At 52.1% G+C, this 20634-nt stretch carries 13 protein-coding genes; all 13 read right to left on the reverse strand.

All coding sequences use genetic code 11. The features are described from left to right. Window positions 1-53: 53 nt before the first annotated feature. The 13 genes from EBB54_RS18785 to EBB54_RS18845 all read right to left on the reverse strand — a co-directional run bounded on the left by EBB54_RS18785 (window position 54) and on the right by EBB54_RS18845 (window position 20294). Entirely contained in the window at window positions 54-338 is a 285-nt protein-coding gene (locus EBB54_RS18785) for a helix-turn-helix domain-containing protein (protein WP_125128538.1), read from the reverse strand. A gap of 4 nt (window positions 339-342) precedes the next feature. Then, window positions 343-1065 carry a ParB N-terminal domain-containing protein gene (locus EBB54_RS18790; RefSeq protein WP_125128539.1) on the reverse strand — a complete coding sequence of 241 codons (723 nt, stop codon included), beginning with the start codon at window positions 1063-1065 and terminating at the stop codon, window positions 343-345. A gap of 176 nt (window positions 1066-1241) precedes the next feature. Beyond that, window positions 1242-3509, reverse strand: coding sequence for a glycoside hydrolase family 2 protein (locus tag EBB54_RS18795; RefSeq protein WP_125128540.1), 2268 nt, complete (start codon window positions 3507-3509; stop codon window positions 1242-1244). A gap of 94 nt (window positions 3510-3603) precedes the next feature. After that, a complete protein-coding gene (locus tag EBB54_RS18800; protein ID WP_004075127.1) occupies window positions 3604-4425 on the reverse strand; it encodes a CvfB family protein in 822 nt (273 codons plus the stop codon). Window positions 4426-4475: 50 nt separating this feature from the next. Next, window positions 4476-5858, reverse strand: a complete 1383-nt coding sequence (locus EBB54_RS18805) for an NAD(P)/FAD-dependent oxidoreductase (RefSeq protein ID WP_004075125.1) — start codon at window positions 5856-5858, stop codon at window positions 4476-4478. Between the two features lie 84 nt (window positions 5859-5942). Continuing rightward, window positions 5943-6647 carry an acyl-[acyl-carrier-protein] thioesterase gene (locus EBB54_RS18810; protein WP_125128541.1) on the reverse strand — a complete coding sequence of 235 codons (705 nt, stop codon included), beginning with the start codon at window positions 6645-6647 and terminating at the stop codon, window positions 5943-5945. Further along, complete coding sequence (gene spoIIR / locus EBB54_RS18815; RefSeq protein WP_125128542.1) at window positions 6644-7327, reverse strand: stage II sporulation protein R; 684 nt, start codon at window positions 7325-7327, stop codon at window positions 6644-6646. The genes EBB54_RS18810 and spoIIR overlap by 4 nt, the downstream gene beginning before the upstream one ends. Before the next feature lie 136 nt (window positions 7328-7463). Further along, window positions 7464-8138, reverse strand: coding sequence for a GntR family transcriptional regulator (locus tag EBB54_RS18820; RefSeq protein ID WP_125128543.1), 675 nt, complete (start codon window positions 8136-8138; stop codon window positions 7464-7466). A 3-nt stretch (window positions 8139-8141) separates the two neighbouring features. Continuing rightward, entirely contained in the window at window positions 8142-9017 is an 876-nt protein-coding gene (ispE, locus tag EBB54_RS18825; RefSeq protein ID WP_125128544.1) for a 4-(cytidine 5'-diphospho)-2-C-methyl-D-erythritol kinase, read from the reverse strand. A gap of 139 nt (window positions 9018-9156) precedes the next feature. Further along, window positions 9157-13329: a hypothetical protein gene (locus tag EBB54_RS30705; protein WP_193554369.1), complete on the reverse strand. Its 4173-nt coding sequence runs from the start codon at window positions 13327-13329 to the stop codon at window positions 9157-9159. Window positions 13330-14483: 1154 nt separating this feature from the next. Next, the gene (gene metG, locus EBB54_RS18835; protein ID WP_125128545.1) at window positions 14484-16400 is read right to left on the reverse strand and encodes a methionine--tRNA ligase; all 1917 of its coding nucleotides are present in this window, start codon (window positions 16398-16400) and stop codon (window positions 14484-14486) included. 32 nt (window positions 16401-16432) lie between these two features. After that, window positions 16433-18181 (reverse strand): glycoside hydrolase family 2 protein, encoded by a 1749-nt coding sequence (locus tag EBB54_RS18840; RefSeq protein ID WP_125128546.1) that lies wholly within the window; start codon window positions 18179-18181, stop codon window positions 16433-16435. 64 nt (window positions 18182-18245) lie between these two features. Then, entirely contained in the window at window positions 18246-20294 is a 2049-nt protein-coding gene (locus tag EBB54_RS18845) for a glycoside hydrolase family 13 protein (protein WP_125130895.1), read from the reverse strand. Between the last annotated feature and the right edge of the window lie 340 nt (window positions 20295-20634).

Here is a 20634-nt window from a genome sequence, read left to right on the forward strand (position 1 = left end):
AAAAACATTTTAAAGTGAGAAAATAATGTCTTTTGTCAAACAGCTTTCCCAATCTATTTTTTTTCCTCCAGGCTGATATGCAGCTCCATATCCAAAGCTGCTGCAATCTTTACCATTGTTTTCAAGGTCGGATTATAAGTTCCGCTCTCAAATCTGCTGATATTCGGCCGCGAAATCCCGGTCGCCTTTGCCAGTTCATCCTGCGTGATATTTTTCCTTTTTCTGCAGGCTATATATTGCTGGATTATGGAGCTGCGGGTTTTCTGCTGAGTCAGTTCAATGACAATCTGTTCGCCGTCTTTATTATAAATAAAATCTACATCTTTCCCAAACTGCATACGATCATCTCTCCAGTCTAATCCGTTCCTTCATGTGCTTCTCTGCATAAAGATGTTCTGCACAATACTTCTTTCCCGTATTATATGAAATCTGTTCCACTACCATATATTCTGTGCCTTTTTTGGTGGGTACCCGCAGGATATCTCCCGGCACTACCGGATGCCTGAGATTATAAAACCAACCATAATATCCGCTGTTCTTCACCTTCCAGCAACCCTCTTTCCGATGTACGTGCCGCCCGCGCACCACCTTCTGAACCGGCTGGTCTGTAAACACCTCATAGATGTCAGGATGCGGCTTCCCATACTTTTCTGCGATGAGATAGGATGTATAACCGTCACGGATACGCCCGTCCTCATTCACCAGAATGCTGTGGGCCAGCTCCTTCGACTCCAAAAAGTACTCTTCGTAATATTGCAGCTTGCCATTGGAAGGCCAGGTCATATGGTCTGTTTTGATACTGTCCAGCCCGCCCTGTCTGATCTCATTCATAATCAGCACCCGGCTGAAAATCCCCTGCAGCCAATCCGTATCCCGCAGCAATCTGCAGGCATCGAATACAGTGTCATCCCGGTTCTTAATCTCCTTCGGAACATACCAGTTCCTGAATCCCGCATACTGGATGCCGACCGTCTCCAGAAGATCATCCACCTTCTCCAGCAGCCTTTCGTTCTTAAATGATTCTTCCGGTTCCATGTTCAGGTATAACGCAAATCCATCATTCATATATTCCCCTCCGTATCTTTTATGATACGTTTATTGTATCATAAAAGATATATATGTCAAGAAAATTTTTACGCCATTTTCAGAATAAGTTACCATTCACAGCGGCAGCAAAACAGACCCGGATCAGCCAAAACCCACAGGCCGATCCGGGTCTGTTCTTTTTTTATGAACTGCACTCAGACTTTCTCTATTTTGATCAGTTTGGCATTCAGGCTTTCCACAAATCCTTCCGGAACCATGGAGCCTGCCATTTCGCCTATTTTTTCCAGGTTCATGGATTTCATCATATCCCACATTCCCTGACCGGGATTTATCTTCATGTTCATGGCCAGCTTGACTGCCTCTGCCACAATGGCAAATGCTTCCGGGCATTTGGATATTTCTTCCAGTGTATCCCTGATACTGTATTTTCCTTCCGGAAATTCCATGGGCGCTTTCAGATCCAGATCTCCTGCCAGCTTAAACCAGTTTGCCACGCCTTCCGCCCTCTCATTGACCTCAGGCAGCACGTAGATGTCTGGCTCCTTCTCCACCTTTTCCAGCGTTATGCTGTCTTTCAGACCTCTGGAAACCGCTGTCACAATGTTCTGTCCTTCCTCCAGGGCCACCCGGAACACAAACACCTTGTCCGCAGATTTTTCGTCTGCCAGCTTTCCGTTCAGATACAGCGCCACCGAAGGCAGGTTGGAGTAAACCCGAATCTCCGTTGTCTCACCGGCCCGCTGCGCATAGCGCCTTCCGCAGAGATGAAGCATGGGGGTTTTGCTCCAGTAAGCCTGATAGATATAGAAGCTGTCTTTTTTCGTCTTCCGATCCATGGTCACCAGACCTTTATTGTTCCGTCCTGCCACGCCGCCCTCGTCACGCGCCGCGCAGCCGAAGTCAAACATATTCCAGACATGGCTGGACCAGATCCAGGGACGTTCCTCCAGCATTTTTGCCATATGCTCATGGTACAGCGCCTGGTATTCCTCACTGTAATCCTTACAGGCCGGGTTGGGTCCGTGGTAGGTGATGATCCCCTCGCATCCGTATTCGGACAGCCCTAAGCAGATGTCAGGGTGGGTTTCATGAAAATGATCCATCCAGGGGCCGTTATCCTCCATCCTGCCGCCGTACCAGCCGAAATAATGGTTGTAGCTCTCCACATCCGTAATACCATGCAGCGGGCTGTCCTCAGGCGTCATGGTCACATGTGCAATGGTAGTCAGACGGGTATGATCCAGTTCCTTGCAGAGTGCATTCAGCTCCTTGTGGTTCTCCACAAGCTGATCCGAGATGCCGCCAATCAATATCTCATTGGAGATTCCCCAGAAGCAGATGGACGGATGGTTGTAATTCTGGATGATCAGCTCCTTCATCTGGCTGATGCAGTTCTGATGCGCATCCGGATCCGGGTTAAACACACTGATAAACGGAATCTCCGCCCATACCACGAATCCCATCTCGTCACAGGCATCATAAAAGTCCTGGGAGTGCTGGTAGTGGGCCAGCCGGATGGTATTCGCACCCAGCGCTTTGATCATCCGCGCATCCTCGTAGTGTTCCTCCTTTGTGAGGGCATTTCCTTTATAGAGCCTGTCCTGGTGCCGGCTTACTCCCCGCAGAGGCGTCTCCTTCCCATTGAGGATAAATCCTTTGTCAGGATCACAGGAAAAGCTTCTCACCCCCACCCGTGCGGACACTTCATCCCAGGCTTCGTTCCTCCGCTGCAGAATCGCCGTAACCGTATACAAATAGGGGCTGTTAATCTCCCAGCGGTGGGCGTCGGGAACATAGAGCGTAAGCTTCGTATCATCCACCGGGCGGACGCCTCCGGCCACTTCCTTTCCATGGATATCCCGGACGGAATACATCACCGTAAAATTGTCATCCCCGTTGACGACCCAGGATTCCAGCTCAAACTCCGCTCCGCCGTCCTCACACGGTTTCGGCGTAACCTGGATTCCCGGCCCCCCGTAATAGTCCAGTTCAAAATGAACCGCCGGTACGCTGATCAGGCTGACTCCTCTGTAGAGCCCGCCGTAAAATGTAAAGTCCGCGGAATGGGGATAAACGCTGCTCTTGTTTTCGTTGCTGCAGGCAATTGCCAGAAGGTTGTCCTCATCGTTTCTGCACAGGTCCGTAATGTCCGCGCGGAATGCAGAATACCCGCCTTCGTGATAAACCGCCTCCCTGCCGTTCACATATACAGCAGCCTGCTGCCCTGCTGCCGGGATTTCCACATAAACCCGCCCGCCTTCCAGCGGCTGCTGCGGCGTACAAAAGCTCCTGGCATACCAGCACTTTCCCCGTGCATAGCTTCCGTTTCCGTCATGACCGTCCACCGCGTTCCAGGTATGGGGCAGGTCGATCCGCTGCCAGTCCTTTGGCAGCTTCGCCGGCAGCCCCGCATCCTCGCGTATAAATCTCCAGTCCTGGTTTAAGTTGATCCGATTCCGCATACTGTTCCTCCTCCAGCCCTTTTCTTATACTGAATCAAAGCTGTTTTCATTTCCGAAAAAAGTATGTCCCGTTTCCGGCAAAAATATTCCGTTTTTACTTCATCCGAATTCCCTGTTCCAGTATCTCTATCTTTCTTTCTTTTAAAAGCCTTCCCACACCCCGCTTAAAGGCCGCCTTGCTCATTCCAAATTCCTGCCGGATCTTCTCCGGGTCCGCTTTATCGGTAAACGGCAGCTCCCCGCCGTATCCCCGGATCACTTCCAGAATCTTTTCCGCATCCTTGTCCATCTGCTCCGGGATCTTTTCCCGCAGATTTAAGTCCAGCTTGCCGTCTTCCTTCACCGCGGTCACCCGGGCCTCTATGCGGTCTCCCACACGGAGCCTGCCCACCGCGTCCTTCTTCGGGATCAGGGCGGAATACTGGTCGTCCACTGCCACGAAGATTCCAAAATTGTCGCTGGTATCGTAAATAAGCCCTGTTACTTTATCATCCCTTTTATAAGGCGAATCTGTCCGCAGCAGGTGGTACACCTTCATGGTAGCGCACAATCTCTCGCTTTTATCAATATACAGGGACACCAGGCAGGAGTCCCCCTTCTGTACCTTCGCGGTCTGCTGTTTAAACGGCAGGAACAGATCCTTGTCCAGCCCCCATTCCAGAAATGCGCCCATTTTGCTTGTATCCGCCACCTTAAGCACCGCCAGTCCTCCCAGGGTCAGCTTCGGCTCATACGTGGTGGCGATCAGACGGTCATCGGAATCCTTATACAAAAAGACTTCCACCGGGTCTCCCGGTTCAATCCCTTCAGGAACCTGCTTTTTCGGCAGAAGGACCCTTTGCTCGTCATTTCCCAGATAGACGCCGAAAGCCACCTGTTTGACAACGGTCAGCACCTGTTTTTCTCCTAATCTCATTTCCCATTCCTTTCATTCTGTAACCATTTCATTTTTCATACTTCAACACATCAGTCTGCAGCCTGCACGCAGTTCAGGATGTGCCGCGCCACATGCACCCCGCTGGCCGACGCATGGGACAGGGAATGGGTCACGCCGCTGCCGTCCCCGATCACATACAGCCCTTTATAGGGTGTTTCCAGGTTCTCGTCAATATTCACTTCCATATTGTAGAATTTCACCTCTACGCCGTAGAGAAGCGTATCGTCATTGGCCGTCCCCTGGGCAATCTTATCCAGGGCATAGATCATCTCGATCAGGCCGTCCAGGATTCTCTTCGGCAGGACAAGGCTCAGGTCTCCGGGCGTAGCCGCCAGCGTGGGGCGCACCAGCCCTTCCTCAATCCGCTTCCAGTTGCTTCGGCGTCCCCGGATCAAATCTCCGAAACGCTGTACGATCACGCCGCCTCCCAGCATATTGGACAGCCGGGCGATGCTTTCCCCGTACCCGTTGCTGTCCTTGAAGGGCTCGGAAAAATGTTTTGCCACCAGAAGGGCGAAGTTGGTATTCTCCGTCTGCTTCTCCGGGTCCTCATAGCTGTGCCCGTTGACCGTCACAATCCCCTTGGTATTTTCATTGACCACGATGCCGTAGGGATTCATGCAGAATGTCCGCACATTGTCCTCAAATTTTTCCGTCCGGTATACGATCTTGCTCTCATACAATTCATCGGTCAGGTGGGAAAAAATCTCCGCCGGAAGCTCCACGCGCACGCCGATGTCCACCCGGTTGGAGCTGGTCGGGATATTCAGCTCCTGGCAGACCTCTTCCATCCATTTGCTGCCGCTCCTGCCTACGGAAACGATACATTTATCGCAGTCGTCGGACTGCTCCCCGCAGTACACACGGTATCCCTGTTCCAGCAATTCGATATGATCCACCTGATGATGGAAACGGAACTCCACCTGATCCTTTAACTCGGCATACAGGTTTTCCAGAACCACGTAGTTGATGTCCGTTCCCAGATGACGCACGGACGCGTTCAGCAGATTCAGCTTGTTCTGCAGACAGAGCTTGCGGAACTTGGAGCCTGCGGTCGTATACATCTTTGTCCCTTCGCCGCCGTGGGAAATATTGATCTCGTCCACGTATTCCATAAGGGAAATGGCCTCTTTTTTTCCAATATGCTCGTGCAGTGTCCCGCCGAAATCGTTGGTGATATTATATTTTCCGTCGGAAAACGCGCCTGCCCCGCCGAACCCGCTCATGATCGCGCAGGTTTTACAGTTTACGCAGCTTTTCACCTTCTCCCCGTCAATGGGGCAGTTCCGCTTCTCCAGCGGGCTTCCCGTCTCAAACACGGCAATTTTTAAATCCTTGTTTCCCTTTACCAGTTCATACGCGGAAAAAATCCCTCCCGGGCCCGCGCCTATTATAATCACATCGTACTTCATCTTTTTCGCTCCTTTACTGTTGATCTCCTGCCAACCTCTTTTCTCTGCCTTTTGCCTGTCCTGCTTTCCCGGCCTCCGGCTTTCTCATTTCAGCTCCGCCACCACATATGCATGGCCCGCTTCATCGCACAGCTCCACCACCGTCCGTCCCTCTTCCCGGGAAACCTTTGGGAAAATGATGTCTCCCATGACCGCGGACTTTTTGTAATCGACCCGCAGCTTATGAACCTCCATCTCTCCTGGGAGCACGTCCATCACCATCTGGATATACTGGCTGTTATTGACATGCTCGTTGGTATCAATATGAGCCCTTCTCACGGGAAACGGCTCCAGTGCCTGCCCCTCTTGCGAAAGCCCGATCTTCCTGCCCTCGTACTCCATCTCCAAGGGGTCTTCCAGGCCGTAGGGCGCGATTTCCTCCTCCCCGGGCTTTATGGGACGCCCGGTCTGCGCGTCCATGAAAACCCAGATGGAATTGGCGCAGGCCAGCCGGTCTCCATCCGCATCATCTATGTAAAAATTCCGGTTTCCGAAAAATCCCCTGAATCCCGTAGCCATTGTCCCCACCGTGATCCGCTCACCCAGCTTCGGAAAACGGCGGATCTCCACCTGCCAGTAGGACAGGAGCCACACCCGATGCCTTTCCCGCAGGGCGGCCAGTCCCACTCCGATGTCCTCCGACTGAAAGGTACTGCAGTCCTGCAGATAATTCATCATGGCCGGCAGGGTCAGTGTCCCCTTGTGGTCTACTTCGCTGTATCTTACTCTGCTGTCAAATGTATAAATCATTGCTTTTTATCCTTTCCGCGCTCCAGAAAGTACCATTTGATCCGAAAATCCGTCTCTGTCGTAATCTGCGCATACTCCTCTTCCGTCAGTACGTTTTGAAGCTTCTGCTTTCCTTCCTCGGGAACCACCGCGTTTGCCGCATCCAAAAAGCAAAGGCTCGGGTACAGCACACACCACCAGTTATGCCCTTTTGCGTCTCCGAGTTCGATCCGGAGCGCCTCATAGTTTCCCGCCGGAAATGTCATGTCCCCGTAGGTCCTGTCCGGAAACCAGCATGTCGTAACCGCGGCATGAACCGGATAATCATATCCCTCTTTCGAAACGATCTCTCTGCCCACGTCTTCCAGTTCATCCGCGTGCCTTCGAATCCAGCGGACTGTCTCCCGTACGTCCAATGTCTCCGGCATCTCCCCTTCCAGGAAATCCAGAATCCCGTCCCGCACCGTAAGTTTCAGCGTCTGATCCTCTTCACTGTCGCTGTTGGCCAGGATATGGAACCGCAGAACCTCCTCTGCCAGATGTTCCTGCATCCGCCCCTCTGCCGCCATGCCGCTTCTCCACATCACAAACCAGGTGACCAGCGCCGCGAGCAGCAGCGAGAGCACAAGGATCATATACCGCTCCGGGTTCCGGCTTCCAATGCCCTCTGTTTTGTATCTGTCTGCACGATATTCTTCCATATGTAACTTCCTCCATCCTTTCAGCCTTCGAAATCCCCGATCCGGCTCCCGTCCCGATCCGTATTGCAAAGAACTGTCTGATATCGAAAGTATTGCCTGTTTTCCGGCAAGTATTCCGCTTCGGAATACTTTTTCGCTATTCCTGCCCCCGCAGAATACCGCTGACTCTTTTTACCTGATTGTCGATGTGCTGGCAGGTGATCCGGGTCGCCTGTTCCACCTCGCTGTTCTCAATGGCGCGGATGATCTCCCGGTGCTCCTCCAAAAGCTTCGGATGACACTCTTTCCTCTTTAGATATTCTGCCCGGTAACGGTACATCTGTTCCCGAAAATTGCTCAGCAGTTGAATCAGCCTCTGGTTGTCCGTCGCCAGATAGATGACGTCATGAAATGCCACATCGGCTTCGGCAACCACCGTAATATCGTCATGTCCCAGAACCTTTTCAAAATCCTCTTCTGCTTTTTTCAGCTCCGAAAGTCCCTGTGCGCCCATTCTCTCGCAGGCAAGCCGCACCGAAAGCGCTTCCAGGGAACGCCGTACCTCCAGCACGTCCCGCAGGCTCTTCTCCGTAATCTGAGCCACCTCCGCGCCGCGCCTTGGGATGATCAGCACCAGTCCCTCCAATTCCAGCTTCCGGATGGCCTCGCGAATGGGTGTCCGGCTGACTCCCAGCTTGTTGGCAAGCTTGATCTCCATAAGCCGTTCTCCCGGCTTTAACTCTCCCCGCAGGATTGCCTGGCGCAGGGTGTTGAATACCACGTCCCGAAGAGGCAGAAAGTCATTCATGTTTATTTCAAATCCAGGCTCCATCCGTCATTCCCTCCTTGCATTATGTACATTGGTCACATAGACCTGTTTCGCCAGGGCTTTTTTTCTGATCCTTTCCTGTGCGGCTCTCGCCTTCATTTTATTTTCAAACAGGCCGAACACAGTAGGCCCGCTCCCGCTCATCATGGCGTTCAACGCGCCTGCCGAAAGCATTTCTTCCTTGATCTCCCGGATCACAGGGTATTTTGGGATCGTCACATCCTCCAGAACATTTCCCATGCAGGCCGCCGTGTCCCTCAGACTGCCCCGCTGCAATGCCCGGATCAGACCGTCGATGTCCGGATGGCTGACGATTTCTTTCGAATCCAGCGCTTCATACACGACTCTGGTTGACACGCTGATGGGCGGCTTTGCGATCAGCACCGCACACCTGGGGATCGAAGGAAGAACCGTCAGCTTTTCCCCGATTCCTTCTGCCAGTACCGTACCGCGCATAATACAGTAGGGCACGTCCGCCCCCAGCTTCACGCCCCGTTCCATCAGTTCTTCCCGTGTCAGATGCAGCCCGAACAGCCGGTTCATACCGAAGAGTACTGCAGCCGCATTGGCGCTGCCCCCGGCCATCCCTGCCGCCACAGGAATATGCTTCTCCAGGGTGATGCGCACCCCTCCCGGCAGGTCAAATTCCTCCAGCATCATCTGAGCGGCCTTGTAGGCAATATTTCCCGAATCATCCGGCAGGTAATACAGGTTGGAGGACAGTTCAATCCCCGGTTCTTCCCTGGATTCCAGCTTTACGTTATCGTACAGGTAGACGGACTGCATGACCATGCGCACGTCGTGATACCCGTCCTCTCTTCTTCCCAGCACGTCCAGCCCCAGATTAATTTTTGCAAGCGCTTTTAAGTCCATATGTCTCATATCCCGTCCTCCAACCATCTATTTCCCTGAGTCGGCCTGATTCCTCATGCTGCCGCTGTTTTGATTCATTATAAAAATCCTCATTAGCAAGGTTCGCCATGGAGCCGCATTCTAATGAGGATTTTACCATACAAGCTGATTAAATAAAATCTTTTTCCGTCAATATGATCCGGTCCGAATCATCCCTGTTTTTCCCTAATACACGCTTCACCAGCTTTTTCGCCGATGCCTTCTGTGAATGCTCCATCGCCTCGTCCATCACTTCCTTAACCTCCGCAATGGTCACGGCATGGTCTTCCCTCTGCAGCATGTCGATCCGGCTGTACAGCGCAAGGATACCCATCTCATCAATCTGATATCCGTTTTCCTGCGCGTAGGTCTGACCGAATGTCACAAGCTCGTCATTGATCAGGATCGGAACCTCCAGACGGCTTGTAAACTTTCTCCGAAATTCCCGGTTGGAGGTCAGAAGCCGGTCCAGGGGCTTCCTCTGGTCTTCCAGCACAATCAGAAGCTCTCCGGTATCCCTCTCCATCGCCTTATTCACCCGGGCAACCGTCTTTTCATTCATCTTGCCTGCTTTTTCAATGATCAGCGCGCCGCCGTACAGCTTGCTGAAAATGTCGCTGATCTTTTTCTTATTCAGAGAATCTCCGGTGACAATCGCAACCCTTCCCTGGCGGATGTTCCTCTGCTTCTGGATGGCCTTCACCACATCCACGGCAAGCACGGTCTTTCCGTTGCCTTTATTTCCGATGATCAGCAGGTTGCCGGTGTTGGAAGTCCCTCTCCGGTTGGTGCAGTTCTTATCCTGTTCCAGTACGTCTACAAGCTGTTCGCTCATGCCCCGCACCGGTACAAAATAGGAAAACAGCTTCTTCTGTTCCTCGGTCAGCCCTGCCCTTGTACCGATTCCGCTCTGTGTCTTTAAGTCATATCTTCCATGAACCACAAATCCGGTATCCGACATGGACAAAGCGTCTGAAATCTCGTCCATCGGCAGCGGCGACGTCTTTCCGGTGGCGATGAGCTTGGCCGTTTCTTTTCTGCTGAGCGGCGTAGACCTGGAGAGAATATCCACCTCTTCTTCCTCGTCCGGAACCTCGCGCTCATCATACCGCCTTCTGGAACCCTTCTGCGGACGGAACTCATGCTCCAGATTCGCTTCTACGGAAGCCACGTCGTACTCGGCTTCGTCTTCCTCGTAATATTCCTCGTCCCCATCTTCGTACTCGTAGTATTCTTCCTCTTCATCCGCGTATTCAAATTCATCCTCGCCGGCATATTCCGCTTCGTAATCCGGGTCGTCCTCATACCCTTCATCGCCGTATCCGTCTTCATATGCGGATTCCTCGTCCCCGTACGCATCGGCATATTCCCCATATCCGTCCTCGTACTCCTGACTGTCCTCCTCATATGCTTCGGCATACACACCGTCCTCTGCCTCATATCCGCCGTCCTCATATTCCTCTCCGGCGTCTTCATAGTCCCCGGCATACTCCGGTTCTTCTTCCCCGTAGACAGGCTCAGATTCATCATAGCCCGCTTCTGCGTCTTCATAATCCCCGGCATATTCCGGTTCTTCTTCCATGTAAGCCGTCTCCCCGGGTTCGTATTCTTCGAATCGGGATTCCTCTTCTTCATAAACCGGCTCTGCAGACTCGTATTCTTCTCCATACTCCGGCCCGCTCTCTCCGTAGACCGGCTCTGCAGATTCATATTCTTCGAACTGGGGTTCCGCTTCCTCATAAACCGATTCCGCGGACTCGTATTCCCCGGCGTATTCCGGTTCTGTCTCCTCGTAAGGCATCTCAGCGGATTCGTATTCTCCGGCGTACTCCGGCTCTTCTTCTGTGTATTCCGTCTCTTCCGGCTCATACTCTCCGGCGTACTCCGGCTCTTCTTCTGTGTATTCCGTCTCTTCCGGCTCATATTCTCCGATGTAGCCGGACTCTTCTTCTGTATATTCCGCGTATTCCGGCTCATACTCTCCGGCATATTCCGGTTCTTCTCCCACGTATTCATCCTCATACCCGGGATCACTGTCCTCGTGATATTCTATGGTAAAGCGGCCTCCGGCTTCTTCTCCGCTGATCTCCCCAAACTCCGCTTCTTCGTCGTATTCATCGGCAGCTTCCTCGTCTCCGCCGAATCTGATCTCTATATCTTCTGTAAATTCCTCTGCTCCCAGGCCGCCTTCCGCATCCGCAGGCAGCTCATCCCCGTACTCATCCTCATCCAGAACATCGTCATAATCCTCAAACCACTCCGATGACTCGTCCACACGAAGATTTTCCGCGATTGCCCCCATATTTTCCGGGGTCTCCGGCTCCTGTCCGGACGGCTCCGGTTCCTGCACTGTCTCTTTTTCTTCAGCAGCAGGCGCAGTCTCCTCCACAGGAATAACGCCTTCAATCTCATCGATCATCCGCTGAATATCCAACGGTAAGATGGGCTCACCGGCTTTGCTCTTTCCTGATTCCGTGCTCCCATTTTCCGATGTGTATGCAGCCTCCCGCGGCTCGGCAACCTCCTCGATCTGGATTCCCAAAGTTCCCGGGGAATCCTCTGATACGATCCGTCCGTCCCCGTATTCCTCCGGCTCATCGTCCATATCTGCCATAAGGTCCAGAAGATTCATCTGGCCTTCTACCTGATCCCTGTGCTCCGCGGCTGCCTTCGGCGTTCCCGCATACTGCACTTCGAACGGCATCTCTTCTTCCTCATCCAGCTCCTCAATCGTCCTTCTGGCTTCCTCGTCCAGCTCTGCGATGATCTTCCTGGCTTCCTCGTCCAGTTCCGCAATGGCTCCTCCGGCTGTTTCGTCCATACCTGCGGCGGCTACGGGGTTTTCCTCCGGCTCTGCAGCCGGCGCTTTAGCTTCCTCTGTCTCTACAGCCGGACTTCCCGCTTCCGCGCCCTGTTCCCCGTGGGCTCCGGCGGGTTCTCCTCCAATCCCTGCAATGGTGTTCAGCGTGTCCTTATCAATGATTCTGGTATCCCCGCCAAGTCCGGTCTGCAAGGTATCTGTATCCCCGCTGTCGGGAATTTGTGTCTCCCGGGTATCCGCCGATTCCTTTTCCAGCGGGACTCCCACGTCCGCATACAGCTCTTCCAGCGTCTTTTCTTCCGTTTGCTTCGGTTCCTCCGGCTTCACAGCCTCTTCCGGTATTCCGGCATTGGCCTTGCGTATGGGCTGCATGATCGTTGTAACCGGTTCGATATGGCCGCTTCCTTCAGAATCCGGTCCGAACGCGTCGTCCATAAACGGATCCGGAAGCAGTTCTTCCAGGTCAGGATCGACTTTCAGTTCCCGAAGCCCCTTCTGGCCGGAAATCTCATCAACCAGCTTTAAATCCGCAATCGACTCAATCTCCTCAATAGCCCCCTGGAAGCGGTCTTCCTCAAATACCACATCCGTACTGACGGGTTCGCTGGAGGAATCCTTTACCTTATCGTCCTCTCCCATCCCCAGGTTCAGCAGGCTTTTGATGGCCTCATCCAGCTTCATGGTACTGCCGATCTTTCTGCCCTTGGATTCCCGCTTCGCTGACTCCTGGGCCGGCTGCACGTCAGCCTCTTCCGAAATCCCTTCCGCTTCCGCCAGCATCTCTTCTACATTCTCCTCTTTTTCAGCAGCATCCTTTTCCTTTTTATATTCCAGCACATCCGGCATCTCCATAGTCTCGCTGGACATCCTTGAATACCGGTTGTCATACTTTTCCTGTTGGGACGGCGTCAGAGGTTTGTACTGCATCTTCAGTTCCATGGCCTGGTAAACATATTTTCCTTCGTTAAACCACAGGATCAGGTCGTCGCATTCCTCCAGGCATTCGGCAGTCATGCCTGCTTCCTGATACCGTTTCGCCAGCTCATAGGCCCATTCTTCGATATACTCCGCTTTCTTAAACGCTTCCAGCGCTTCGATCTGCTGCTCAATGGGCGCACGCTGGGCGCGCAGGATCTGGTACCGCAGGATAAACTTGTTGGGATCCTTCGGCGCAATCTGCTGAAAATCGTCGTAATAGTCTATGGCTTCATCCACATTTTTTGTCTTCAGCGCAAGCGTACAAAGCCGATAGACGATCTTCCTGCTCCCTTCCGCGCGATGATAGGCAATATTCAGAACCTCGTAGCTTTTCTGATAGTCCCCGTTCTTTTCATAGATGTCACTGACATCTGTCAGCATTTTCGTGTTGCGCACCCGCTTCCAGTCTATACTGTCTGCAATCTCCGCAGCCTTATTAAATGCACCGTCCTCCATAAGTTCAAGCATCTGTCCTGTCTTCAGCTTATACTCATATTTGTCCACTGCCGTTCACCTCGTTATCATTCTCTTTAATCTGTATCTGCTTAGTACCCTCATAGATATGACCGCAACAATAGAAAAGCAGGCCGTACAGATCCTGACTGCCTGGGACTGCCCTCGCATTTTTCGCCGCAGTCCGCACTTTCTGACCGCAAACCGCAACCATTCTTCTCCTTAGTTTACCATAAGTATCGCATATTGTCAAAAAAATGCATCCTCAAATCTCATTGAAGATGCATTTTTAACATTTATTTAATTTTTTCATATTTTATTTTTAAAATCGGAGGAATCTCTCGACTCTCACTCCTGTAAGACCTTTACTTTGATAAATGATTTAGCAGGCATATGTCTTTTCGCTTTATCCGCTCCTCTCACATATTCATCTCTCTAAAAGTATATACCCTCAGTTATTCACATCTATAATCGTTTGCCTGCTGAAGTATTGCCTTTTCAATATCCCAACAATCTACTAAATTATTCTTCCTATAACCCGGCATACTTCTCTTAAAAATGCAATCCTCCTGATGTTTCTTTACACATCTTTGGGACTCCTGCCATATGCGGTACCTGTAATTCAATATGTCTGCAAATGCTGAATCTCTTGATTAACGTCCGGCTTCTTCATACTCTCCGATTGTTCTGTCCTTTTCACTCTTATTGAGCCGGAGCCTTTTATCTTAAATAAGTAAAGGTCTCTTCTCCACAGGAATGTACATCTGCCGTACCACTAACATATTGAATTGTAATAAACTCTACACTGTCCACGGGACCTTTACCTCCTTTTCTTATACTTCAACCACCCTCCGAACCAGATTCTGATTGTTCTATAAGTTGTGTCTCCCCGGAAAATGGCTCCTCCTGAGATATTGGATTGATAAATCGTATCTCGTTTGGATTGATCTTATATTATCATACAGGCTCTTATTTGTCAACACATTTTTGGAATATTTTTCTAATAAATTTATAATTGTCTATTTTGCATAAAATTTTCTGAATATTCGTCGGATTCAGACAGTAAAAAACCGGAGCCTGCCGCATCCGGGATTCAAAAATCACAGATACGGCAGGCCCCGGCAGCGATTGGAATGTCCGCTGTATTTTTCCTCCGGGCCGCTCCTTTACAGGACGAAGCCCGCGGCATTTTTTTCAAAATCCGCTCAGCAGATCTCCGCTCCCGCAGGCATATCCTTCTCGGGAGCCATGAGGGAGAGGACGCCCTCTGCATCCTCCGCGCAGAGCAGCATTCCCTCCGAAAGGACTCCTGCCAGCTTGGCGGGCTTTAAGTTGACCAGAACCATCACTTTTTTGCCGACCATATCCTCCGGCGTATAGTGGGCCTTGATCCCCGATACGATCTGCTTCACCTGGCTTCCGACCTTCACCTTGGAGCAGAGAAGCTTCTTCGACTTGGGCACCTCCTCGCAGGCGATGATCTCACCTACCTGGAACTGCATTGCGCCGAACTGGTCAAAGGTGATCTCCGGCTTCGCCTCAATATCGATCACAGTCTGTTCTTCCTCCTGGGCGTCCTGATCCGCTTCTTCTACCGGCGGGTGCAGTTCTTCCACTTTCTGCAGCACTTCTTTCAGATCCAGCCTCTGGAAGAGGATCTCCGGCTTATCCGTCACATGTCCTTCATTGAGCTGGGAGAGGATCTTCCGGCTCGTAGATGGCATAAATGCCTCCAGAAGCCTTCCGCCCGCGGAGATTCCCTGGATCAGGTTCCACAGCACGGTCTCCAGACGGTCTTTTTTCGCCTCTTCCTTGGCCAGTACCCAGGGCATGGTCTCGTCGATGTATTTGTTGCACCGCTTGAACAGATTGAAGATTTCCGTCATCGCATCTGCCACGCGGAGGTCGTTCATTTTTGCGTCTACCGCTTTTGCGGTGCTTTCCATCACGGCCTTCAGATCCCCGTCCACTTCCTCCGCGGCTCCCTTGTCGCTTACCACGCCGCCGAAATACTTGTTGGTCATGGATACGGTCCGGTTGACCAGATTGCCCAGCGTATTTGCCAGGTCGGAATTGAGCCGTTCCACCATCAGTTCCCAGGTAATGACCCCGTCATTCTCAAAAGGCATCTCATGGAGTACAAAATAGCGTACTGCGTCTACGCCGAAGAAATCCACCAGTTCATCCGCGTACAGTACATTTCCGCGGGACTTGCTCATCTTGCCGTCCCCCTGGAGGAGCCACGGGTGGCCGAAGATCTGCTTCGGCAGCGGAAGATCCAGGGCCATCAGGAAGATGGGCCAGTAAATGGTATGGAAACGGATGATGTCCTTTCCGATCAGATGCAGGTCTGCCGGCCAGTCCTTCCGGAACTGCTCCGTGCAGTCCCCGCCGCAGTCGTATCCGATTCCGGTGATATAGTTGGACAGCGCGTCCAGCCATACATAGACCACGTGCTTCGGGTCAAAGTCCACCGGGATTCCCCATTTAAACGAAGTTCTGGATACACAGAGATCCTGCAGGCCCGGAAGCAGGAAATTGTTCATCATCTCATTTTTCCTGGAGACAGGCTGGATAAATTCAGGGTGCGCGTTGATGTGCTCAATCAGGCGGTCCGCATATTTGCTCATTTTAAAGAAATAGGCTTCCTCCTTCGCCGGCTGCACCTCACGCCCGCAGTCCGGACATTTTCCGTCTACAAGCTGGGACTCGGTAAAAAAGGATTCACAGGGTGTACAGTACATCCCTTCATAATGTCCTTTGTAAATATCCCCCTGGTCATACAGCTTCTTGAAGATCTTCTGGATCTGCTTCTCGTGGTATCCATCCGTAGTGCGGATAAACTTATCATAAGAGGTATCCATCATATCCCAAATCCGCTGAATCTCGGCAGATACATTGTCCACAAACTCCTTCGGAGTAACCCCTGCTTCCTCCGCCTTGAGCTCAATCTTCTGCCCATGCTCGTCCGTCCCGGTCTGGAAAAACACATCGTATCCCTGTATCCTCTTATAGCGGGCGATCGCGTCCGCCAGGACAATCTCATAGGTGTTGCCGATATGCGGTTTGCCGGAAGTATAGGCAATCGCTGTTGTAATGTAATACTTTGGTCTCTCTGACATTTTTTTCTCTCCTTCTTTCCGATGCAGCCGCGCTAAAGCCGAAGCTTGCACACTTCCCGGTCATATGTAAATATTCCGTTCATCTCTTCCTCCACGTCGCTGAGCTGTGTATAGACGCTGGCGCACAGTCCGTTGGGAATCTGTTCTTTTACTTTCTGCATCTGCTTTTTATATGCGGCATTCAGGCTTTCCATGGTCTTATGTGTTCCATAGCCGTAAAGTTTCCTGCAGGCGCTGTGCTGTTCCACCCGCAGGGAATAGCCTCCGAACTCCGACAGCACGGTGGCCCGTTCCTTTTCCGCCGTAAATTCCAGTTTAAAGAAATAATTGTGTATGCTCTGGAGGTCTCCGCCCTTCTGGTCAAACCAGCCGCTTGCCTGGTCGATCAGCCGGGTGCCGTCGCATTCCCGGGCAATCCTCGTCATGTCCTCAGTCTGGAACTGCCCCCAGCCTTCGTTAAAGATCACCCATACCGCGATAGACGGATGCCCTTTCAGAAGCCGGATCGTCTCCTTCATCTCCCGGACAAACTCCAACCTGCCTTCCTTATGCGTACGGGACAAAAGACGGGGATAGATATCCGCCATGTTCCATTTCCGCCAGGAGATCAGCGTGGCCGCATAGGTCACAAACCAGTGCCTGTAGCAGGTTCCTCCGTTCACCATATCCTGCCAGACCACCATACCCAGGCGGTCGCAGTGGTAATACCATCTTTGGGGTTCGATCTTGATATGCTTCCGGATCATGTTAAAGCCCAGCTTTTTCATTTCCCGGATATCAAAAATCATTGCCTCATCCGAAGGCGCCGTATACAGTCCGTCCGGCCAGTAGCCCTGATCGAGGACGCCGTTCTGGAACTGTACTTCTCCGTTCATGCAGATACGGGGAATCCCGGTTTCATCCGGCTCCACCGTAAATGTGCGCAGGGCAAAATAGCTTTCTGCCCTGTCCTCGCCCATGGTCACGGTATACTCATAGAGCCAGGGCTCCCCGCAGGTCCAGGGCTGCACCTCCGGAATCGGTATCTCAATATATCGGTTGGAGGTGCCGCTGCCCTCCGCGATCACCGCGCATTCCTTTTCATGTCCCTGCTGACAGATGGCGGGAGCGCAGACCTGAATCTTCACCGGCAGGTCCAGGGCCGACCGGACACAGATCCGCACCAGCTTCCGGTCCAGATCCGGCTCTGCCGCCAATTCTGTTATATAGCACCCGGGCACGTATTCCATCCAAACGGTCTGCCAGATCCCGCTCTGCGCAGTGTAGAACATACCGCCTTTTTTCAGCTTCTGCTTTCCTTTTGCATGGTAAGAGGTATCGCTTAGATCCTTCACCGCAGCCAGTATTTCATTGGATGCTTTCCCAAGGTATTCCGTGATATCTGCGGAAAAGGGGAGATATCCCCCGGTATGCTTAGCCGCCTCCCGGCCGTTGACATACACCCTGCAGGACTGATCCACCGCGCCGAAATGCAGGATCAGGCGCATTCCCTGATCCAGCTTTTCCCAATCCGGTGAAAATCTGCCGTCCTGTATCCGATACCACAGGTATTCATCCGGCTGCAGCTGCCTGCCCACCCCGGACAATGCGCTCTCCGGCGAAAAGGGCACCAGAATCCTGCCGTCATATTTTTCCGGCCTTTTGAACTGCTTCGTTACCGCATAGTCCCAATACCCGTTCAGATTGACGTAGCTGTCCCGCTTTAGCAGCGGGCGCGGGTATTCCTGTAAAACATGGTCTGCGTCAAGCGTCTTTCCCCAACGTGTATATAGCTGCTCCATAGACTTCCTTCCTATCCATAAATACACATTTACAAGAGGGGACCGCCTGTATCAGAATGGTCGGTCATCCCTCTGTCCGTTTCGTTTTCGCAACAAGCACGGAATGTCGTCCCATATTTACTACGATTTCTCCATTGTGGATAATGTATTCATCTTTCTTTGTGGTAAAGTCGTCTTCATAAGAGTAGATCAGCCGTTTCATCCGTCCGGTGACCGGCACTTCCGCCATCCATACCGGAACCGTGACTTCCCGAAGGCTCTCACTGTTATTCAGGATCACAACCACCTGCTCGTCGCCCACAAACCTTCCGTACGCCAGCACGTCCTTCTCCCAATACAGCATCCGAAGGGACCCTGTGCGCAGCGGCCGTTCCGTCTTATGTATCCTGATCATTTCCCTGTGGAAATCTATCATACGTTTTTTTTCTTTTCCCCAAGGGTACGGTCTCCGGCTGTCCGGGTCTGTAAATCCGCACACCCCTGCTTCGTCGCCGTAATATACCGTTGGCGCTCCCACCCAGGTCATCTGTACCGCAACCGCTTCCGCCATGACGGCGGGAATGACCCCTTCCTCGGCGGCCCTGTGATCCATGCCTCCCAGACGTCCTACCACCTGGTTTGTCCGTGTCAGGAAACGGGAGTGGTCATGGTTGGAGAGTTCGTTCATTGCCGTCTGCAGGGAAGAAGTCTGCATACAGGACATAAAGTGGTTCATCGTATTGACAAAATAGTCCGCATTCCCCAATAAATCGGGCCGGAACTCGTCGCTGTGCTTTTCCATCCCGGTCAAAAACCAGGTCAGCGGTTCCATAAAGGCATCATAGTTCATGATGCTGTCCCACTCGTCTCCCTGCAGCCAGTCCGCGGGATCTCCATAATGTTCTGCCAGGATCAGCGCATCGGGCCTGGCACTCTTGATCTCTTTGCGGAACCTTTTCCAGAACGCATGGTTGTACTCATTGGTATGGCCCAGATCCGCAGCCACGTCCAGACGCCAGCCATCCACGTTGTACGGCGGAGATACCCATTTTCTGCCGATCTCCATGATGTAGTCTTCCAGCTTCCGGGAATCTTCGTAATTCAGCTTCGGCAGGGTATCATTTCCCCACCATCCGTCATAGCTGGTATTGTACGGCCATGCAGAATCTTCATTGTTATGAAAATAGAAAAAGCTCCTGTACGGACTGTCTTTGCTGATAAACGCACCCTTCTCATAACCGTCCCGGCTCTCGTAAATGCGCTCCCGGTCCATCCATTTATTAAAAGAGCCGCAGTGGTTGAATACTCCGTCAAGGATCACCCGCATACCCCGGCGGTGGATTTCTTCCACCAGGCGGATGAACAGCTCATTGCTTGCTTCGAGATTTTCCAGGTCTCCGACGCGTTTCTTATACAGCTCCGCCTGGGTATTGTCCTCTGCCCCTTCAGGCAGCGCCTGCTCTCCGTCCTGAATGAAGATCCCAAAATGGGGATCGATATAATCGTAATCCTGAATATCGTACTTATGATTGGACGGCGATACAAACAGCGGGTTAAAATAAATGACTTCCACGCCAAGATCCTGCAGATAATCCAGTTTTTCCATCACGCCCTGGAGGTCGCCCCCGTAAAACCTGCGAACATCCATGGCGTGGGGCATTTCGTTCCAGTCCTCCACTTTTCTGACAGGTTCGCCGATATAGATGTACTCCCTGTCTTTTACATCATTTTCCGGATTTCCATTGTAAAAGCGGTCCACAAAAATCTGATACATCACAGCGCCTTTTGCCCAGTTCGGCGTGGAAAATCCAGGCACGATCCGGAACGAATAATGCGGCTTGATGTCATCCGACACGCCGGTTCGGTTATAATAGCAGACCTCATCATCGCAGTGGATTTCAAAATAGTAGGAAAAGGCTTCAGTGCCAAGCTTCCAGTGAATCTCGTAATAATCAAATACGCCGCGTGTAAGAACCCTCTCCATCTGATAAATCCCGGAATCCGCCACCAGCAGGACCGTACTGACATTGTTCCGGGCGGTGCGGAACCGCAGCCTGATCATCTGACCTTCCGCAGGCTCCGGCGGTATCACATAGGAAGAAGTCCCATCGCAGAACAAGGCGTCTCTGCACATCCTGAAATCTCCTTTTCGATTGATCGATTCATAGACCTCTTCCGTATTGCTTTCTTTTTCTGTCCGTGTCTCTGTCCGGCCCTCGTGCCAGCCCCCCGGATGTTTTTCCGGGTGCTTGTATACGCCTTCATGCGCCTGCGCAGATTTTTCCGGCTCTGCTTTCGCTTCTGTTTCTATTGCCTCTGTTTCCTTCGAGTACTTTTCTGCGCTCTCTTTCGGGTGCATATTCTCCGACGGTTCTTCCGACTTTTCCGAATGCGCCGCTTCTTCAGATTCCTCAGGATGTGCTTCCGAGCCCACTGTCGGCTGTTCTGTCTCCGACGGTTCCTCAGAGCGCGTT

Origin of the sequence: Schaedlerella arabinosiphila, assembly GCF_003885045.1 — a bacterium.
GTDB lineage: Bacteria > Bacillota > Clostridia > Lachnospirales > Lachnospiraceae > Schaedlerella > Schaedlerella arabinosiphila.